Annotated in this window: 18 protein-coding genes; 7 read left to right on the top strand and 11 right to left on the bottom strand. The window is 40.5% G+C overall.

The genetic code is table 11. The features are described 5' to 3' along the window. Positions 1 to 12: 12 nt before the first annotated feature. Positions 13 to 531: a hypothetical protein gene (locus BM176_RS14405; RefSeq protein WP_090104119.1), complete on the bottom strand. Its 519-nt coding sequence runs from the start codon at positions 529 to 531 to the stop codon at positions 13 to 15. 242 nt (positions 532 to 773) lie between these two features. Then, a complete protein-coding gene (locus tag BM176_RS14400; protein WP_090104117.1) occupies positions 774 to 1,349 on the bottom strand; it encodes a YciE/YciF ferroxidase family protein in 576 nt (191 codons plus the stop codon). Between the two features lie 361 nt (positions 1,350 to 1,710). Here BM176_RS14400 and BM176_RS14395 point away from each other — a divergent pair, with 361 nt between their 5' ends. Then, on the top strand, positions 1,711 to 2,823 hold the full coding sequence (locus tag BM176_RS14395; protein WP_143097806.1) for a hypothetical protein: 1,113 nt from the start codon (positions 1,711 to 1,713) through the stop codon (positions 2,821 to 2,823). 100 nt (positions 2,824 to 2,923) lie between these two features. Here BM176_RS14395 and BM176_RS14390 read toward each other — a convergent pair whose 3' ends face one another. Continuing rightward, positions 2,924 to 3,598 (bottom strand): alpha/beta fold hydrolase, encoded by a 675-nt coding sequence (locus tag BM176_RS14390; RefSeq protein ID WP_090104113.1) that lies wholly within the window; start codon positions 3,596 to 3,598, stop codon positions 2,924 to 2,926. Between the two features lie 242 nt (positions 3,599 to 3,840). On the opposite strand from BM176_RS14390, the gene BM176_RS32920 reads away from it, so the two are divergent. Beyond that, complete coding sequence (locus BM176_RS32920; protein ID WP_090104931.1) at positions 3,841 to 4,245, top strand: VOC family protein; 405 nt, start codon at positions 3,841 to 3,843, stop codon at positions 4,243 to 4,245. 88 nt (positions 4,246 to 4,333) lie between these two features. On the opposite strand, the gene BM176_RS14380 is transcribed toward BM176_RS32920, so the two are convergent. Beyond that, complete coding sequence (locus tag BM176_RS14380) at positions 4,334 to 6,154, bottom strand: RagB/SusD family nutrient uptake outer membrane protein (protein WP_090104111.1); 1,821 nt, start codon at positions 6,152 to 6,154, stop codon at positions 4,334 to 4,336. A gap of 10 nt (positions 6,155 to 6,164) precedes the next feature. Further along, positions 6,165 to 9,362: a SusC/RagA family TonB-linked outer membrane protein gene (locus BM176_RS14375; RefSeq protein ID WP_090104929.1), complete on the bottom strand. Its 3,198-nt coding sequence runs from the start codon at positions 9,360 to 9,362 to the stop codon at positions 6,165 to 6,167. A 756-nt stretch (positions 9,363 to 10,118) separates the two neighbouring features. Here BM176_RS14375 and BM176_RS14370 point away from each other — a divergent pair. Further along, on the top strand, positions 10,119 to 10,778 hold the full coding sequence (locus tag BM176_RS14370; protein WP_090104109.1) for a DUF6629 family protein: 660 nt from the start codon (positions 10,119 to 10,121) through the stop codon (positions 10,776 to 10,778). Between the two features lie 300 nt (positions 10,779 to 11,078). Beyond that, on the top strand, positions 11,079 to 11,375 hold the full coding sequence (locus tag BM176_RS14365; RefSeq protein ID WP_090104107.1) for a hypothetical protein: 297 nt from the start codon (positions 11,079 to 11,081) through the stop codon (positions 11,373 to 11,375). A gap of 425 nt (positions 11,376 to 11,800) precedes the next feature. Here the strand turns inward: BM176_RS14365 and BM176_RS14360 are convergent, their stop codons facing one another. Next, positions 11,801 to 12,604 carry an SDR family oxidoreductase gene (locus BM176_RS14360; RefSeq protein ID WP_090104106.1) on the bottom strand — a complete coding sequence of 268 codons (804 nt, stop codon included), beginning with the start codon at positions 12,602 to 12,604 and terminating at the stop codon, positions 11,801 to 11,803. A 70-nt stretch (positions 12,605 to 12,674) separates the two neighbouring features. After that, positions 12,675 to 13,151 carry a GNAT family N-acetyltransferase gene (locus tag BM176_RS14355; protein WP_090104104.1) on the bottom strand — a complete coding sequence of 159 codons (477 nt, stop codon included), beginning with the start codon at positions 13,149 to 13,151 and terminating at the stop codon, positions 12,675 to 12,677. Between the two features lie 282 nt (positions 13,152 to 13,433). Between BM176_RS14355 and BM176_RS14350 the strand changes: the two genes are divergently transcribed. After that, on the top strand, positions 13,434 to 13,898 hold the full coding sequence (locus BM176_RS14350) for a GNAT family N-acetyltransferase (protein WP_177230403.1): 465 nt from the start codon (positions 13,434 to 13,436) through the stop codon (positions 13,896 to 13,898). A 24-nt stretch (positions 13,899 to 13,922) separates the two neighbouring features. Here the strand turns inward: BM176_RS14350 and BM176_RS14345 are convergent, their stop codons facing one another. Continuing rightward, a complete protein-coding gene (locus tag BM176_RS14345; protein WP_090104100.1) occupies positions 13,923 to 14,831 on the bottom strand; it encodes a hypothetical protein in 909 nt (302 codons plus the stop codon). 258 nt (positions 14,832 to 15,089) lie between these two features. On the opposite strand from BM176_RS14345, the gene BM176_RS14340 reads away from it, so the two are divergent. Then, a complete protein-coding gene (locus tag BM176_RS14340) occupies positions 15,090 to 15,620 on the top strand; it encodes a DinB family protein (RefSeq protein WP_090104098.1) in 531 nt (176 codons plus the stop codon). 58 nt (positions 15,621 to 15,678) lie between these two features. On the opposite strand, the gene BM176_RS14335 is transcribed toward BM176_RS14340, so the two are convergent. Beyond that, positions 15,679 to 16,572 (bottom strand): dienelactone hydrolase family protein, encoded by an 894-nt coding sequence (locus BM176_RS14335; protein WP_090104096.1) that lies wholly within the window; start codon positions 16,570 to 16,572, stop codon positions 15,679 to 15,681. A 182-nt stretch (positions 16,573 to 16,754) separates the two neighbouring features. Here BM176_RS14335 and BM176_RS14330 point away from each other — a divergent pair, with 182 nt between their 5' ends. Next, positions 16,755 to 17,684, top strand: a complete 930-nt coding sequence (locus BM176_RS14330; protein WP_090104094.1) for a S1C family serine protease — start codon at positions 16,755 to 16,757, stop codon at positions 17,682 to 17,684. A gap of 9 nt (positions 17,685 to 17,693) precedes the next feature. On the opposite strand, the gene BM176_RS14325 is transcribed toward BM176_RS14330, so the two are convergent. Together BM176_RS14325 and BM176_RS14320 are read right to left on the bottom strand one after the other, a co-directional pair. Continuing rightward, the gene (locus tag BM176_RS14325) at positions 17,694 to 18,512 is read right to left on the bottom strand and encodes an enoyl-ACP reductase FabI (protein ID WP_090104092.1); all 819 of its coding nucleotides are present in this window, start codon (positions 18,510 to 18,512) and stop codon (positions 17,694 to 17,696) included. Between the two features lie 24 nt (positions 18,513 to 18,536). Continuing rightward, the gene (locus BM176_RS14320) at positions 18,537 to 19,535 is read right to left on the bottom strand and encodes a beta-ketoacyl-ACP synthase III (RefSeq protein WP_255373512.1); all 999 of its coding nucleotides are present in this window, start codon (positions 19,533 to 19,535) and stop codon (positions 18,537 to 18,539) included. Positions 19,536 to 19,550 lie beyond the last annotated feature (15 nt).

The raw sequence follows: 19,550 nt of genomic DNA, 5'->3' as shown, positions 1-19,550 counted from the left end.
CATCATGTTTTTTTAAGTCCTTTCAAGATCCTGGAATTTAATTCGTTTAAAAATACCAGGTTTTATCAGCAAATTGAACAATGGACCTTCTTTCCTCTTTTTCATCATAAACATGCAGGCTATTGCCAATACAATAGTACAAGGGAATGATGCACCGGCCCCAAGAGGAGCTATTGCTAAAAAGAAAATGATGGCCCCCAACAACGCAAAGATTTCAGATACACCACCCTTTGCAAGTCCAAGTCCGACCAGTAACTGACCTGCAGCAATTGCCAACACATAGGCAACTGTGTGATCGCTAAAAGAACCGTTAATAAAATTTTCGTATGAAATTAAAGCTGTCATGCTGGCATATGTTCTGTACACCTCGGGATGTGAAAAAACGATAACAGCATTTATAAAAGCGGCCGCCATAAAAATAAACGACAAAAGCACTCTGCCAAAAACAGGTTTTGTAATGGCAATAAGAATCATGATCATAGCGATCATGTTAGCAATCATGTAAGGTTGGAAAAAAATGTTACTACGCATAGAATTAGTTTTTCGGGAGTTATCAATTTGTTTATGAATTAAGGATATGAACTGATTCAGCACAAATTGACAACATTTAACATTCCGCTGCAATGATTGCGATTAATCATATTAATGATGGATATCAACGGGGGCATTTCATCAACCTCATCAGAAATAATCAGGGTATCGGGCATTAAAAAGGCCTGTCTGAAGACAAGCCCTTAATCAATTATTGACCTATGGATTAACAAACGCCTAAACTACTCTTCGCTTGCTTGTTCGTTAATTCTTCTTTCAGCAATTTCTGTTAATGCAACATCTGTTGCTTTTTCATTATCAAGCGTTTTCTGCAATAGGCTCACAACATCTGTGCGACCCATATTTTTCGCGAAGGCTCTTAAAGTACCATAGGTGGCTATTTCGTAGTGCTCCATTTTTTGTGCTGCCATGATTAAACCAGCGTCTCTGGTCATTGTATCTCTATCTGTAGCACTTATCATTGTATCAGTTTCTGTCAATAAGCCTTCCATAGCCTCACATTTTTTAACGGCTGGTTTTTCTCCCATTAGTCCAAAAATCTGTTCCAATGCTTCAATATGCATTTGTGTATCATGCGTATGCTTATCAAAAGCCTGCGCTAATTCAGGGCTGGTTGCTGCTTTCTTCATTTTAGGCAGCGCTTTCATCAGGTGTTTTTCGGCCCAATAGATATCTTTCACTTCATCCATAAAAAAATGATGAAATTCTGAATTATCCATTTTACCGCTTTTACCTGATTTTGCTGCACCCTGAGTATTTCTTTCGGTTGATGGTCTTACACCTGCAGTATGTGCCATAACATTTAAATTTTAGTTTAAAAAATTATGATTACTTAAAACATGCCCAAATTGCATGCCCTGCCGATGAAATCCTTTCTGCATAATGGTTTAATCGTTATAGAAGAGGTTGTATTCATGTAGAGAAATATACCCATGCGGGACAAATTCGGATATATTGGAGGATATTGTTCATAAGTGGTAGTGAAAATAACTTTAGGGGGATTGCGGATCGGAAATAAAGGTATGTAAAACAAGGAGTTATTTTCTGTCTGCTGTAGTATTTCAGTGTAAGATACTATTTTGCATATAAACCTATAATCGCTGAACATACCACTGAGACCCAATTTCTATTCCCCATTTTAAACTTTAAATCAATTGTATGAGAACAAAACCCATCTATGTTGCTTGTTGCATTCTTATGCCCCTGTTGTTTGGCGCATGTACCAAACAAATGAAAGAGAATCCCACGGAAAAATTATCTGTTAAAAGTACAATCGCGGCGGCTGCCAGTCAGGATGGACTGGAGTTACATAAGTTTCTCCGGGACAAAGGTCCTGCATTTGAAAGATTTACGATCAACCTACAGGAACGGCCCCAGGTCAAAACCAAATCCAGCACCATTTATACGTTTACAAGGAACTCACTTGTATATCCTAATGGCAGCCCTGTAACCGGTAATGTAACGATTTCCATAAAAGAGATCAGTACACCTTCCAATATGATTTTTGCTGACAGGCAAACTTCTACCAGCACCGGAGAGGCCCTGGTATCTTATGGAGAGTTTTTTGTGAGCGCCCAGCAAGGCGGTGTGGAATTGAAACTTCGTCCGGATAGCGCTGTAATAGTACAGGTTCCTGCCAGACAAGGCGAGCTGAAAAGAGTTCCGATGTGGGCAGGAGATACTACAATAACTGTTAGCACCGCGGGATTTAACTATGTTAACCAGTTTACAACCGTATCTACACAGGTTAGTGCCAATAAAGGGGTAGACTGGCAACCAGTTACAAGCTCCAGCGCATCCTTTGCATTGTTTGACGGTACCACCAGCACCTACAACTTCCGCCTGGATAGCCTGATGCAATGGAGAAACTGCGACGCACTGGCTAACAGTACGAATCCCAAAACAACAGTACTTGTTTATTTCAATACCAATTACAATCCGGCAACAGGTATCAGTTACACGGGAGAAGAGCCTTCTATGTTATATTTCAAACCTCTGGGTCAAAATACGATCATTAAATTGTATAACACCATCTTCACCCCACCAGCAGGTTTTGAAGGATTTCTCAGCTACCAGAACACTATTCCTGTGGGTTTGCAAGGGACTTTCCTGGCTATATCCTGCATCAATGGAGTGTTTTATGCTGAACAGAAAACTGTGACCATTCCAGCACCAGCTGCGGGACTGGATTACGTATCATTTAGCTTCAACCCTACCGCGGTATCGGCCAGTACACTGGTAACCCTGATAACCAATATGAATTCATTGTAAACACTTTGAATTCAGGTGGGATTACTGGTTGTACCCATAAGTTGAAGTGCCCCCTAAAGTGTTTAACTTCAGGGGGCACTTCATTTTCTATGGTGTGTTCTCATATAAAATAAGTCACTAACGACGGGTTCACCTGTTCTATAATATGAGGTGTGCCGGGCAATACTCCCATTTGAGCATCAGGAAGATTCTTATAGGTAGCAATAGTTTCTTCAAACGTTACCATCTTATCCCTATCGCCCAGCAGGATCAAAGATGGAATCTTTATTTCTTTATAATCGTCAGGTTTCAGAGGATTATCCTTACCCATTTCTGCCAGTAAATCTGCTGTACGTAACACTACTTCTTTCCAGTCGTTCGGAGCGTGCATCTCTGCCAAAGCAGCAGCAAACGCCGGAACTTTTGTGGCTATGGCAGCAGTATCCAGCATTTTGATTTCTTTTGCAGCAATTGTTTCGTTCCAATGAAATTTAGTGCCAAGTGTAACAACCCTATCTACCAGCTGTGGGTGGTGCTTAGCAAGATACATTGCTACATAACCACCCATACTATAGCCGAAGATAGTTAGCTTCTGCAGGTTATTCTTTTGTATGTAACTCAGTACAGCATCTGAGAAAAGTTTTATAGAAAATGGTTCAACAGGCAGATCCTTACCCCCATGACCAGGAAAATCGAAAAGATGTACTTCATAGTTTATAGATAATTGTTCTGCTATAGCTTTCAACTGACTGGATGCTCCAATAGCTCCATGTAACATCAATAAGGATGTTTTCATAAAAAGAATATTTTTTGTTCAGAGATTGATTATTGGTGAGAACCGGCAACAGAAAATTAAGTCTTATGCATCATATAATAATATTTAATTCCAGGAAAGTAAACATACCTGAAGCCTAAAAGTTCAATGGGTATAAGAGATATGGATAAAACTTTAAACTGCCATTAGTATTAACAGGAGATTTGAAAACAGATTTAGTAATGTCCAAAAATAGTTGGAAATTGTCCAAAACACGTTTAAATATGAAAAAAGTAACGGGCCTTGGCGGCGTCTTTTTTAAATGCGATAATCCGCAAAGTATGAACGAATGGTACGCCAAAAACCTTGGATTGGCTACCAGTGAATACGGAACAACGTTTGAATGGCGGCAGGCCGATGATCCGTCGAAAAAAGGATCCACGACCTGGAGTACGTTTCCGCAGAATACCGAATATTTCAATCCGTCGGTCAAGCCATTTATGATTAATTACCGGGTGGAAAATATCGTTGCTCTGGTAGAGGAACTAAAAAAGGAGAACGTGACCATTATTGATGAAATTGCGGAATATCCATATGGCAAATTCGTCCATGTGCTGGATCCCGAAGGGAATATTATTGAACTTTGGGAACCAAAGGATGATTCTGATCAGGATAACGTAGCAGGGTAATATCGAATATAGGGATGGGTTTGAAACCCATCCCTATATTTGATATGTGGAGATAATCCCTTTAAGATCTGGTATTATTTCAACAATATCAGTATCCGGGATTTTGAGTAAGGCGCCCCTGATAGGAATCTAAAGTAGCCTGGTCATATGGGAATAACTCACTTTTCCCTGAAACAAAAAATCTCGCGAAACCTTGCCACAACGGTAGATTGTCTATAGAATTAGCTGAAGTCAGTTGCTGGGCCCAATCAACTCTTGTCCATCCTGTGGCAGGATTTGGCACTTGTGTTGGTCTGTACCACGGAACAGCAGTAGCGGCTGTATTACTTTCAGTATAATATTGAATCTCTTCACCTGTGTTCTTCCAATATATGTATTGAGGAACGAAACTATATGGGGCCTGACGATCGCGGATCTGCTGGAGCTTTGTTCTTGCTTCTGCAAGTTTTTGTGCCAGCAAATTCCAGCGGATTAAATCAAATTTGCGGATGCCTTCATGACCAAATTCCAAATAACGTTCATTTACGATGGCAGTAAAAAAGGCATCTTTAGTAGAAGGGGTTATACCGATACTGCTTTCATTACCTTTATATGCCCGTTTACGTACTTCTTCAAAAGCGGTAATAGCAGCCGCGGTAGGGCTTCCATTAATTTCATTCTCTGCCTCAGCGAACATTAAAAGAACATCTGAAAACCGGATTAATACCCAGTTGTACCCCACATTCAAAACACTGCCGGGTAAAAGAGGAACCCTCCAGTCGCGACGATATTTACCTGTATTCAATTCACCTAAGCGACGCTGAGATTTAATATTTGTAGCAGAAGGAACCTGGTATGAAGTAACAGTTACATCGCGACGGGTATCTACAGAATCGAAGGCATAGAAATAACAGGGTAACATAATAACTCCTCCTCCCCCGGCACCATAGCGGGACGCAGCATTCACATTAGGACCATCATAGTTACCCATACGGCTATCACTGTTAGAGTTACCACCACCAGCGCCTACTTCAAATAAGATTTCTCCCAGAGGGTCGTATTTGAAGGATGTTACATTTTTCCAGACATTGTCAAAGCTTGGATTCAGCGTATGCTCAGTGCGTTTCGCCATTAACTCAGCACATTCATCCCGTGCAATGGTGTAGTATTTTATGTAATCGCTTTTTCTTTCGATCACACCATTTTTGCGTAATGCATATCCCCCACGATATAAAGCAATTCTTGCACGTAATGCCATTGCCGCACCTTTGGTAATACGTTCGTTCCGTGCCACTTCTGTACGCCAGGGCAATAATTCTTTAGCAGCAGCTAAGTCGGTTAGCAATTTATCATAAGTAGAATCCCTGTCGGATTGGAAAATAAATAAATTTGCCTGTTTGTAAGATGGAATCATGGGAGCCGGAACATCGCCCCAATTGCGGATTAGCTCAAGATAGAACTGGGCTCTTAGTGTTAAAGCTTCTGCATATAAACGGCGCAATTCTTTTTTCTGATCGTCGCTACCGGTTGTATATAATTGCATTAATGGAATTTGTTCAATGCAGAGATTTGCTTTTTCTATTCCCCGGTATAACTGCCGGAAGGGGTTTGTTATTTCCGAATTGGTAAGGAGTAATTGATAACGCCCCACTCCCCTGCGGCCATTATCGATATTTCCGCTAACAATTCCTTCATCTGAATCGTATGGATAATATAGACTGATCCGGATACCATATCCATTATCTCCCTGCAATTCATCATATGCTCCAATTACAGCGGATGTTGCATTAGATACATCTGAAAAAACCTCTGAAATACTGTATTCAGATCCGGGTTTTACTTCAGTCCATTTTTTACAGCCCTGTATGATAAGTAAGGTGATTAATATACAAGTTGTTCCGATTAATAAATTAAAGGATCTATATTTCATGGGAGTAGTTTTAAAAAATAACGTTTACACCAAATACCCAGGTTTTTGAACGGGGATAAGCGGCAAAGTCAACACCGGGAGTTAAGGGATCGGTACGACGGGCAGTAACATCGGGATCAAAACCGGAATAATTTGTAATAACACCCAGGTTATTTACTGTAGCAAATACTCTGAAGCTGGCAATTTTAGCACGTTCTGTTATGTGTTTAGGAAGTGTATAACCCAGGGTTACATTATTAAAACGAAGGTACGAACCATCTTCAATAGCCCATGAATGCAACCACCAGCGTTGTACTTTTACAGGTGACCAGATTGATGCTTTTTCATTAAGAGTAGCTAATTCCTTTGGATCGGTCACTACCTGTCCCTGGTTGTTGACATTGGTCCAGCGGCCCTTCATAGTATTCAACATGTTCAGGTTTGAGTAGGCACCATCTGTCCATTCTATTTTATTAGCATTATAAATATCATTGCCTACTACGAAGTTGACAAAAATACTGGCATCGAAGTTTTTATAGGTAAACTGGTTATTCCATCCACCGGTAAATTTGGGATTTGCATTACCAATCACTCTTCTGTCGCCATCTGCAGTAATGTTTCCATCACCATTTAAGTCTTTCCACTTTAACATACCCGGTTGGGGAGTACCGTAAACACCGTTCACTGCAATACCTGGCTTAATGGTATATGTAGCCGTAGCAGCATCATAATTAAAATCATTTATGCTATAAAACCCGTCTGTTACAAAGCCATACATTAACCCGACTGGCTGTCCTACTTTCACGAGATAATCATCCACACCATCGGATCCCTGCCAGCCGGAGCTGCGGGTCATTTGCGAAGGACCTCCCAGATTTTCTACACGGTTTCTATTAAAAGCAATGTTGAAATTCGAATTCCAGGAAAAGTCTCTTTTCTGAATTGGAGTAGCATTCAACTGAATTTCTAACCCACGATTTGAAGTAGCTCCAATATTTTGTATCTGCGAAGTATATCCTGTTGTTGGCGGAATCTGCACTGCCAGTAAAAGGTCGTTCGCAGTATTTTTATAAGCATCGATTGTGAGTTGTATTTTATTATTAAAGAAAGCCAGATCCAGTCCGATATTTCTTGTTACATTTTTCTCCCAGCGTAGTTCCGGATTTGCCAGTGCTGATGGAGCAAAACCAGGGAGGATGGAGTGATTAAATGCATACTGGCCTGTTACGCCATACAACTGGCGATATAATAAGTTTCCGATACGATTGTTTCCTACTGAGCCATAGCCGATTCTCAGCTTACCATCTGTAAGCCATTTCATGTTATGCATAAAGTTTTCTGCAGAGAAGCGCCATGCCACAGAACCAGAGGGGAAAACAAGTGTACCATTGTCCGAAGAGAATTTTGATGTACGATCTGCACGAAGATTAATGGTAACAAGATACTTATCGTTATAGGCATAACTCAACCGGCCAAATAAAGAGAAAATCCGGCTAGGCGCATTTTCAGTGGAAGAAGGTAAAGGCTGAGCAGAGCCACTGGGTGCGGAACCAAGGCCCATATTTGCCAAAGCCTTTTCCGCGCTTATATCTGCCGGAAAATACCTGGTTTCAACATTATTGCTGGCTGATTTAAATTCCACCGTTTCCTCACCTGCCAGTACACTGAAATCGTGGTGACCTTTATACTTATTAAGGGTATATTGTAATGTATTGGAATTATTGAAGGTGCTGTTTCTCTGATCTCCTATGGACGCGATTGGCAGGGAAGCCGACTGGCGGGCGGTATTTGTAATTTTGCTATAAAAAAGGGATTGCCTGATAGTGGTATAATCGTATCCAAATGTAGACCGGAACGTTAGGTTTTTAAGCAGGTTGATACTCACATAACCTGTCAGGTAAGTAGCTTTCGTTTTTTGATTCCGGTATTCTGCCTGTGTGAGCAATACCGGGTTTGTGGCTCCCCCGGAAGCCAGGTAATAAGCTTCATCAAAATCGTCCACCCCTCCTCCTGATACCGGTAATTCAAATGGGCGGTAATTAATGGTATGACGTAACCTGTTTGTAGCGCGGGTACCGCTATTAGTAGTACCGGCGCCAAGAATAGCCTGATCTAAGTAACGTACATTAATACCAGTTTTCACATAATCAGAAACTTTATGATCTAATTTAAAATTAGCAATTTTACGGTCGAATCCGGATTCTAACAGTATACCATCTTCTTTATTGGCTGTAAGACTCAGATTGAAATTGGTAGCGGCTGTACCTCCATTCATTGATAGATTATGATTCTGGAATAATGCTTTACGTCCAAATACTTCATTCTGCCAGTTTATGGGATCTATATTTTTGTAGTTCTGAAGAGTATCCCAGGTAGTACCGTATGTCCGGGCAAAGTCGGAACTGTCTGCACTGCTGCTGCGGCTTCTTTCATATTGCCACAGAACAAAGTCGTAAGGACTTAATACGGACATTGTTTTTGACAGTTCTCCCCAGCCGGCAGAGCCGGTATAACTTACCTGTGTTTTGCCGGGGCGTCCGCTTTTTGTAGTGATTATTACTACTCCGTTAGCACCTCTTGCGCCATAAATAGAAGTACTGGATGCGTCCTTTAATACATCTACAGAAGCAATGTCCTGCGGTGCGATAACAGATAATGCGTTTTCTACCTGTACACCGTCGACGATATATAACGGAGAGTTGTCCTGCGTAATGGATCCTCCTCCACGCACTCTGATAACTACTTCAGCTCCTGGCGCACCTTCGGAAGACACAACCTGTACACCTGCCAAGCGGCCTTGCAAAATCTGCGCTGCTGATGACAACGGCACATCTTTAATTTGGCGGGCACCTACAGATGATATAGAACCTGTAACATCTCTTCTTTGTACGGATGCATAACCTACAACTACTACCTGATCAAGGTCGCGCTGGTTTTTACTAAGTTGTACAACTAACGGTTTTGCTCCACTTGTGGTAACTGTTTGAGAGTTATAACCAATATAAGAGAATGCAAGTTTTACCGAACTTCTTCCGGTTATGGTAATCGAAAATTTACCATCAGCGTTTGTACTTACACCTTGTTTTGTTTCAGTAACGAGGACTGAAACGCCGGGAAGTGGTGTGTTTGTATTATCGCCAATAACCTGTCCGGTAACAGTAAGTGTTTGAGCGTTTGCAGTTAAACAGCCAAACACTGAAAATAGAATAATCAGTAATTTTTTTTTCATACTCGTGGCTATCAGTAATGGGATTAAGATACCTTGCAACGGTTCTACGCTGCACTTATTCATAAGTGGACACTAAAAAGCTAGATTATCTAAAGTGGAATAAATCAAACAAATCAACAAGGGCCCCAATTATTTGTTTTGAAAGAGATAAGCGAGCTATCTTCATCAAATACTCCAGCAATTGTATGCTTATTTTTTTTACAAACCCTTCTTTCCACACACTTTTTTTACGCAATCGTTCCCGGGTATTACATATCGCTTGGGATCGCCTGGGGTTCTGGTGGGTAATTATCGTTGGGGATTCAGGTGGGTAATTATCGTTGGGGATTCAGATGGGTAATTATCGTTGGGGATTCAGATGGACAATTGCGGGCTGCACCCATTTGGTAGTAATTCTATTTAACATTGTCAAGCGTATGGGCTTTAGAATATAGATTGAACAATATCGATCGTGTGTCAAATGGCTAAGGCCCTTAATTGCCCACCTGAATCCCCCGCTATTCCAGTCTTTCTTCTTATTCCCAGACTGCCCCTTTAATCAATTATTTATTGAACTTGCACTTTTACTGAACAATGTCCTTACATTATGATTACCAATAAATTACATTATTAACTATTCAAATGGTTAAGCTCCCTATTTGCAGTGAATGGGTACTTACGAACAGAAAACCTTATATGGCCTTCCAATGATCCACATCGCAGATTCATTGATTCTCATCATCTTTCATCCTCCTAAACTTCAATAGCTTTGTTTTTATGTGTTTTTCAGCAACCGCAAGTTTCGGGGCCAGTGCTGTCCTTTTAACTATCGGCATCATCGCTATAAAAAAATCAACAACAAAACCACAATACCTGTTGTCATGCATACCTTTACTTTTTTGCGTTCAGCAATTTGCAGAAGGCATAGTGTGGTTAAGTGCATCTCATCCCGGTATCCACTTTCTTAAGCAGCCAGCTGTTTATGCTTTTTTAATCTTTGCACAAGTGATCTGGCCGGTAATAGTACCACTCTCCATAGGGCTATTAGAAAAAGAACCTCTGCGAAAGAAAATATACACTGTAATATCAGGGATTGGTATTCTGATTGCTCTATACCTTTCTTACTGTTTGCTATTTTACAAGGTAAGTGCGAATATAGAGTGCTACCATATTGACTACATTCTGTATTTTCCTTTTGCACCTGCTAAGTATAGTGGTATATTATACTTTATCCCTACAGTTATTCCTCCAATTATTTCAAGTATTAAAAGTCTTAGGTTATTAGGTTTAGCAGTACTCCTTACCTATATAACAACCAAGATCTTTTATACAGAATACCTCATATCTGTATGGTGTTACTTTTCTGCTATCATCAGTATTCTTATATTATTTATTGTTATCGATATGAATCGTACCAAAGCAACTATACGTCTATAGTTTGATCTGCTTCTCTCTAAATGCGCTTCCGCCTGCTTTTATTTGCAGTAAATAAAAGCCTTGTCGTAAAGACTGGCCCAGACATATTTGTAGTTGACATTACCGGAATTCCCACTTGTATAGATACAATTGTAGGGGTTGCCGGTCTCAATCATTATACGGGTTAATAATCCTAAACTCCGGGAATTTAATATCAGAACGGTACAATTCTCCCTCTTTTAAAAACAAAAGGATTTACCAGCTTGTATATCTTAAAGCGATCTGGTTTACAGACGCTTTAAAAATCAAAACCCCAACAACATGCGTACAATGTTAAAAGTGACGATGGATGTAGCCGCGTCCAACCAAGCACTCAAAAATGGCACACTCAGCAAGACCATCAATGCTACTATAGAAAAAATACATCCGGAAGCCTCTTATTTTCTTGCTGTGGATGGATGCAGAGCCTGTATAATGGTGTTTGACCTTAAAGACCCATCAGACATTCCTTCTATTGCAGAACCCTTCTTTAGCACCTTAAATGCTAAAGTGGAAATGTCTCCTGTTATGAATGCAGAAGACCTGAAGAAAGGGCTTGAAATGTTACCGAAATCCTGATTGATATAACCAGACCAACACAATCCTGCCGTAATAGTGAGATTGGGGTTTAAGCGCACATAAATAACAAATTGAGCCCTGTTTGAACAGCTGTTTGTGTTCAAAGAGTGTTCAATGTATGTTCAAGGAGTGTTACAGGTGTGATGCAACTACGAACACACTACGAACTTGCTATCAACTTACCTTCAAGAGAAACATTTTATTTCGGGTCTTTTTCATTATGAATGGGTTTAATGATGAATGAAATGATTGTAATTGCAATATAAGCATTCATTCATTTCCTATTTAGGAAACCTACATGGGCATCACAAAAAACCAGCACGAACACCCTAAAAAGACACACGAACGTTTTTTACAATAAAAAACGCAGGATAAAAATGATATCATTTTTATCCTGCGTTTTTATTATTTCAAAGCTTTGAAGCCTAACGTATCTGATAATGATTACTAATCATTTTTTCAAAAACGTGAGCCGGAAGTAGTTTTTTCAGGAAAACCGATAATTTCTCTATCGGCTTACCAATCCTATAGCAACGCTTTACCCTGGGTGTATTGATGATCTTTTCAATTAATGGACCAAAGGCATCGGTGGATAATCCCTTACTTACGCTATCCTGAATGATATTAAAACATCTGTCCCAACTTTCTTTATATTCTGAACCTGCTGGTAACACTGTATTAATGCGATTATTATTAATGTTAGTATAAACACCTCCAGGTTGAACATAACAAGCCTGAACACCAAATGGTGCCAGTTCTACACGCAGAGCCTCTGTCATTCTATCAACACCTGCTTTACTGGCACTATAGATCGCTCTGTAAGGCAAACCATTTTCTGCAGCTATTGAGCTGATGTTAATAATCAGACCGGATTTCTGTTGACGCATAAATGGTAATACCGCCTGGGTAGTACGTAACACACCGAGAACATTGGTATCTATTATTTTCATTACATCGGGTATAGACAGATATTCAACAGGTCCAATAAGGCCTAATCCGGCGTTATTAATTACCACGTCTATACGTCCGTGTTCCTTAATAATAGTTTGTACGGCTTGCTTAATACTTGATTCGTCGCCAACATCCATTTTAAGGGTACGAAACGGCTGTCCCTCCTGCTGTATGTTCCTTGACACTCCATATGCGATATGTCCTTTGGCCGATAAATAAGTAGCAATAGCTGCACCTAAACCTGTTGATGCACCTGTAATAAGAACGATTTTAGACATTTTGAACGATTAAATATGGCTCAATTTAAGAAAAGAAACCAGCACATTAAAACTTTAATATGATGATCCGTTACTTAATAAACCTTCTGTAAGTCGGTTCTCCGTGCTTCAGGAATTCATTTTTTATATAAACGGACTCTCCTGCTTCTGAAGCATGCAACTCAAAGGCCGTAATACCCATACGATAAGCCTCATCTATCAACAGCTTTAATATAGCGGAGCAAATTCCACGACGGCGATAGTCTGGAAATGTATACATATTCATCACATAACCTACCTTCCCGGAAAGGTTTTTAAAACCTGGAGGTTGCGCCCTGAAAATCATTGCTCCGATACCTGCGATCTCATTACCACATTTTGCCAGATAAGCGATAAAAGAATGGTCTGATATTGCCTTTTCCAGGTATTCTTTGTTACGTTGTTTAAACAGTTCAATGAACTCCGGTGCCTGCGGACCTGTAAATTCACCGGCAAAAATCAGCCTCAAATTTACAACGGCAGGCAGATCATGCAGGGTCACCTGTGAGTACGTTATTTCTTCCATCATACGTGTAACAATTTACGAATTCAAACAACATTTTCTGATTATCAAACCTTTCACAACATATATAGCTCACTTTTCCAAAGGGCTGAAACATTTTACCCCCTAACCTATTGCGTAAAATAATAGATTTTGATGTCTCTTTTTTAGGTATATGAAAAACTGTTTGTAGTATTGCCTATGCTAAAAGCTCAATATAATGATAAGGATATTGTGGTTAATATACTTTCAAAAGCGTATAATGATAGTGAAACCATAAATGAGACGGTTATCCAGGATAAAAAAAGGATGAATAGGATTAAACGGTTGATGGAATATTCCTTCGATTATAGTTATTCCTTTGGATCGGTTTATTTATCGGACGATAAAAATTCTACTGCTTTAATAATATTTCCGGATACCAGGAAAACAACTCTCAAGACCATTCTATGGGATATAAAACTGTTAATTACCTGCACTGGTTTCTACAATGCGATAAAAGCATTAAAGAGAGAAGCTGAATTAAAAAAGGTGCACCCTAAAATATCTTTCTATTATATATGGATGATAGGAACAGATCCCGCTTATGGCAATCAGGGAATAGGTACAACATTGATGATGGATCTTATTGATGATAGTCGTTTAAAACAAAGACCTATGTATGTAGAAGCAAGAGTTTTTAAAACCATGTTATGGTATCAAAAGCTAGGGTTTAGTATTTATAATGAATTTTCATCTTCAGATAGAAAATGGTATTGCCTGAAAAGGGAATAATTTGAAAAATAAGATTGCACCTTTTTATGGTACAACCTTATCTTTTGCCAATATCTGTTTTATTCTTATAGTGCTTTTCTTATTCCTTTCATTTCCGTTCATAGACCGGCGTCCTCCGAAACCACCCATATTCATACCAAAACCGGTGCCTATGCCTCCCATACCGCCACCCACGCCTATACCGAATCCCAGACCGCCCATGCCGCCACCCCGCGTTCCACCCCGGTTATTATTGCCCGAGCCGCCATACTGGTTATCCTGATTTACGGTAATGCTATAGGCGACCATTTTTGCATAAGCGGGAGTTAATCCAAGTTTTGCCAATGGTATCACCAATTCTACATTCAGTGTATCTTTTCCGAGATAGAGTGCGGCAGCAATACCTGTTCTATGCTGTGTTACATCCACAGTTCCATCCGGCAGTCCTGTAATTCCTTTTACACCGGCTTTCCCCATATAAGGTTCCAGTCTGCTATAGACATCACCAGGTCTTTGCCTGAACTGCCTTGAAGGGCCGTTTATGTTATCATCGCCATTATCTCCCCCTGCGCTATTACCGTTATGCCGGCGCTGCGCAAAAAGGACACTTCCATCTATCTGCGGGTAGGTAACGGCTGTATTTATTTTCTTCTTACCTTTTATATTAACACCCAGGCTAATACCCGCCCGCATAATGTTTACTTGTGTGGCATCGTCCATTGTGCTGATAGCCACATACAGGTTAGTTGAGTCGTTAGATATCTCGTAAGCAAGGTGGGACTTGTCATCAAAATATTCCAGTGGCGTTTTCCATTCATTCAATATTCCATCTGCTGTTACCGGCACTACTGCCCAGCTATTGGAAGGAGGCAGGTCTTTTTTGCTTTGGGCCTGTGTAGTATTTGTGAAAACCGTAAGGAAAATACCTGGTAAAAGGCAGGCTATTATTCTCATGTAAATACAATTTTTATAGTCCGGAGTGTTAGATCTTCCTGGAAGAGCAAGGTTAACCCGGCATGTTGCTTAAGGAATGTTAAATTGGATCAATGATACAAATACGTCTTTGAAGCCGTGTAATTTACCGACTATTAATTGATTTATCCTGGTGGCATATCAGGTATTATTTTTTTTAATAAATGTCAATTATCAGAACTATTAGCCTATTATTTTGTTTAATGTTTTCGATAATAGTAAATCACTTAAAAAAACGTTATGAAAGCAATTCATTTTTTAGCCACACTATGCCTTATTTTTAGTTTTATCAATCTGGCCCGGGCGCAGGAATCCACTGACGAAATAGTAAAGGAATGGGAAAGAGCCAAAGCCTATACAAAAGAATATCTTGATGTAATGCCAGAGTCTGGCTACTCTCTGAAACCGACGCCTGAAATGCGTTCTTTTGCTGAACAGATGCTTCATTTGGCAGATGCAAATTATGGTTTAATAGCTGCCGGTATAGGAGAGAAAAGTCCGGTAGGCCAGGGAGAATTAGAAAAGTCTGGCGATAAATCGAAAGAAAATGTAACAAAAACAGTGATGGAAAGCTATGATTATGTAATCAACAGTATTAAGAAAATGACTCCTGCTCAGTTGGGTGAGCATGTGAAACTTTTTGATCACTTTGATATGAGTAAAAAAATGGCTTTGGCAAAGGGATTCGAACACCAGACTCACCATAGAGGTCAGACTACAGTTTATCTCCGTTTGGCAGGAGTAAAACCACCGGAAGAGAAATTATTCTAGACCAAGGGGCTGACTAAAAACTAAAATGAAGGCGTTGAGATTAGTCAGCCCCTTACTCTCACCTGAGTTTTCCGTTAAAAAATTCAATTGTACGTTTCCAGGCAAGCTCCGCAGCTGCTTTGTCATAACGGGGAGTAGTATCGTTATGAAACCCATGATTTACACCGGGATAAATATAAGCAGTGTATTCTTTGTTATTCTCTTTCAAAGCACTTTCATACGCCGGCCACCCTTCATTGACATGAGTATCCAGTTCCGCATAATGCAAAAGAAGTGGCGCTTTTATTTGTGGAACAAGTTCCTTTGGCGGCTGACCACCATAAAACGGGACAGCTGCAGACAAGTCTGGTATCCGAACGGCCATCATATTTGCTATCCAGCCACCAAAGCAAAAACCTACAACTCCTATTTTGCCATTACAATCATTATGTTTTTTCAGGTATTCATAAGCTGCTATAAAATCTTCCAGCATTTCATTTTTATCCCTTTTGCTCTGCAACTCACGACCTTTATCATCCGTACCCGGATAACCGCCTAACGGCGTTAAAGCATCGGGAGCTATGGATATAAATCCAGCCAATGCTGCTCTCCTGGCAACATCTTCAATATGTGGATTTAAACCGCGGTTTTCATGAACAACGATAATACCTCCCAGCTTCGTAGTTGCATCAGCCGGTTTGGATAATAATGCCTTAATCGTTCCGCCACCTTTTTCGGATTTGTAATGGATATATTCTGATTTCAGACGAGGATCATCTGCCTTTACCTGGATGGGATTCTGGTAATCGGGCATAAGAAAACTCATTAGTGAAGCTGTGGTAATAGTTCCAACTGCATATACAGAGAGCTTTTCCATAAACTCACGCCTGCTTAACCGGTTATGGGCATAATCATCATACAGGTCAAACACTTCCTGTTTGATATCTTCTTTTTTGATTTCGCTGTTATTCATATGGATGCTGGGTTTATGCTAAAGTTAATTAATCTGTTTCAGAAGATAATTATAAACAAAGCTTAATGTAATCCTAACCTCTGTCATTAAGACAGCTTTATGCAATTTAGGCGAAATATTTTCATTGTATATGCCAGTATGTCTTCAATAATAATGGGGTAAGTTCTTTGATAAGAAAGGGTATGGATAATTATTCAGAAACTATCATACAGGCCACAGAAAAAGTCAGTTCTGCGGTTGTTAAAATCGAGAGATATAATTTCGATAAAACAAAGAAACTATCACCCTCTGGTACAGGTTCAGGTTTTTTGTTTTCTTCTGATGGCTATTTATTTACTAATAGTCACGTTGTACATAATGCAGACCAGCTAAGGGTTGTTTTCGAAGATGGAAGGGCTTTTATAGCCGAATTGACCGGAGAGGATCCGCTGACAGATCTTGCTATTTTAAAAATAGATGCACTGGATTATAAACCAGCTAAACTGGGCGATTCGGATGAGTTAAAAGTAGGGCAAATGGCAATAGCTATCGGCAACCCTCTCGGATTCCAGTATACTGTTACCGCAGGAGTAATTAGCGCATTGGGGCGTTCACTCCAGGGAACAAGTGGTGTAACAATGGACGGCATGATTCAAACGGATGCAGCGTTAAATCCGGGTAACTCTGGTGGTCCGCTCATTAACAGCGACGGTGAGATAATAGGAGTAAATACAGCCATTATTAAGGGAGCGCAAGGGCTTTGTTTCGCCATCAGTATTAATACAGCAAAATCAATTGCCAACCAGCTGATCCGTTTCGGTAAATTTAGAAGAGCCTATATTGGTGTAAACATGCAACAGATAGAACTTGTGCCTAAGCTGAAAACTATTCATGGTTTAAAAAACAAGCAGGCGCTATTTGTAACAAAAGTGGAAAGGAACGGTCCTGCTATGAAAGCTGGTTTGCTGGACGGAGACATCATTTATGCGTTTAATGACCGGCAGGTTGAAACCAGCGATCAGCTGTTTAAAGTCCTTACAGAAGATAAAATAGGGCAATTCCAGTATATTAATGTTATCAGAGGAAGTCAGAAACTGGAGATCAGGATCACACCTGTTGAAAGAGGGGATTAAGAAGGCCATTTATCCTTTTTCCGACAACAAAGCAGCTATCTCCCCACTCATTCCCATTCCGGAAAATCCTCCGTCATGATAGAGGCATTGCATTGTTATTTTCCTACTGTAATCGGAGAATAACGTAATGATATAATCCGCACATTCCTCAACAGATGGATTTCCTAACGGGGACATCATTTCTGAAAACTTACTCAGTTCATCAAAGCCTGGTACTCCCCTGGCGGCCGTGGATGGAGTAGGCCCCTGGCAGATGGTATTCACCCTGGCAGCGTGCGACTTGCCCAACTGATATCCAAAGCTGCGTGCAATAGATTCCAATACACTTTTGGCCTGAGACATATCGCCATAATCAGGGAATGTGCGCATAGAAGCCATAAAGGTAATTGCCAGAATAGAAGCATATCTGTTCAGCATATCTTTTTTGACGGCCACCTGCATGATACGGTGAAATGAAAGTGCAGAGATATCAATAGTGCGGATAAAATCTGGATAGTTCAGATCATTGTAAGAGCGTTTCTTGCGCATATTAGGACTCATGGCAATAGCATGCAGAATAAAATCCACCTTTCCATCCCATGCATCCCTGCAATAGTCGAACAATGCCTCCAGGTCATCAATATTAGTAGCATCTGCAGGAAAGAACCCGGCACCAATATTTTCCGCCAGTTCCCTTACATTGCCCATCTTGACTGCTGCCAATGTATTGGTTAATACAATAGTGGCACCTTCTGCTACTGCCTGTCGCGCTACCGCCCAGGCAATAGATTGTTCGTTGAGTACGCCGAAGATAATACCCTTCTTTCCGTGTAAAAGCTGATGTTGCATTTGAATCTTGTTAATGCTGAAAATTTAATAGGCCCATTTGAGATAAAGTCCGCCCCAGGCAAATCCGCCACCAAAAGAAACAAACAGCAGATTATCCCCCTTCTTCAGTTGGGATTCATATTCGCACAAGGATAATGGCATGGAAGCATTGGAAGTGTTTCCATATTTGTGGATAGTAAACATCAGCTTTTCATCCTGTATCTGCAACCGTTCTGCCGTTGCCTGAATGATACGTTTGTTGGCCTGATGCGACACTACCCAGTCGATCTGATCAACCGTAAGATTGTTGCGTTCCAGTATCATCTGGCCAGCCTCTACCATTTTACTGACTGCAAATTTGTATACGGGAACACCATCCTGGAACATAAAATGTTGCCCATTTATAACAGTATCTGCCGAAGCAGGAAGCACACTACCGCCAGCGGGCACACGGAGATAATCTACCCCCTGACCATCTGAACGCATATATGCATCCTGTATGCCATAACCTTCAGTATTGGCTTCCATCAAAACCGCTCCTGCCCCATCTCCGAAAAGCACGCAGGTATCGCGATTAGTATAATCGACAAGGCTCGACATTTTGTCCACTCCAACCAGCAGCACCCTGTTATATTGACCACTGGTAATGTACATTGAAGCTGTTTGCATAGAAAAGAGGAAACTGGAACAGCCAGCCTGAAGGTCCATCGCAAAGGCATTGTCAGCACCAATTGCTTTGCTGATAATGTTCGATGTACCGGGATAATGCACATAGTCCGGCGTAACAGTTGCTACAATCACCACATCGATTGTAAGCGGATCAATACCTGTTTTTTCCAGCAACCGCTTAGCAGCATGAATGCCCATAAATGAGCTACCCGTTCCTTCGCCTTTCAACAGCCTTCTTTCCCTGATACCGGTGCGGGTATGTATCCATTCGTCCGAAGTATTTACCATAGCTTCCAGGTCTTTATTAGTGAGCACAAAATCAGGTGTATATCCTGCAATGCCGGTGATCGCGGCTGTAATAGTTCTTTTCATCATTTTATTGTATAGTGG

It is taken from the genome of Chitinophaga sp. CF118, assembly GCF_900112615.1.
Taxonomy (GTDB): Bacteria; Bacteroidota; Bacteroidia; order Chitinophagales; family Chitinophagaceae; genus Chitinophaga.
This window is presented reverse-complemented; position numbering and strand designations above follow the sequence as displayed.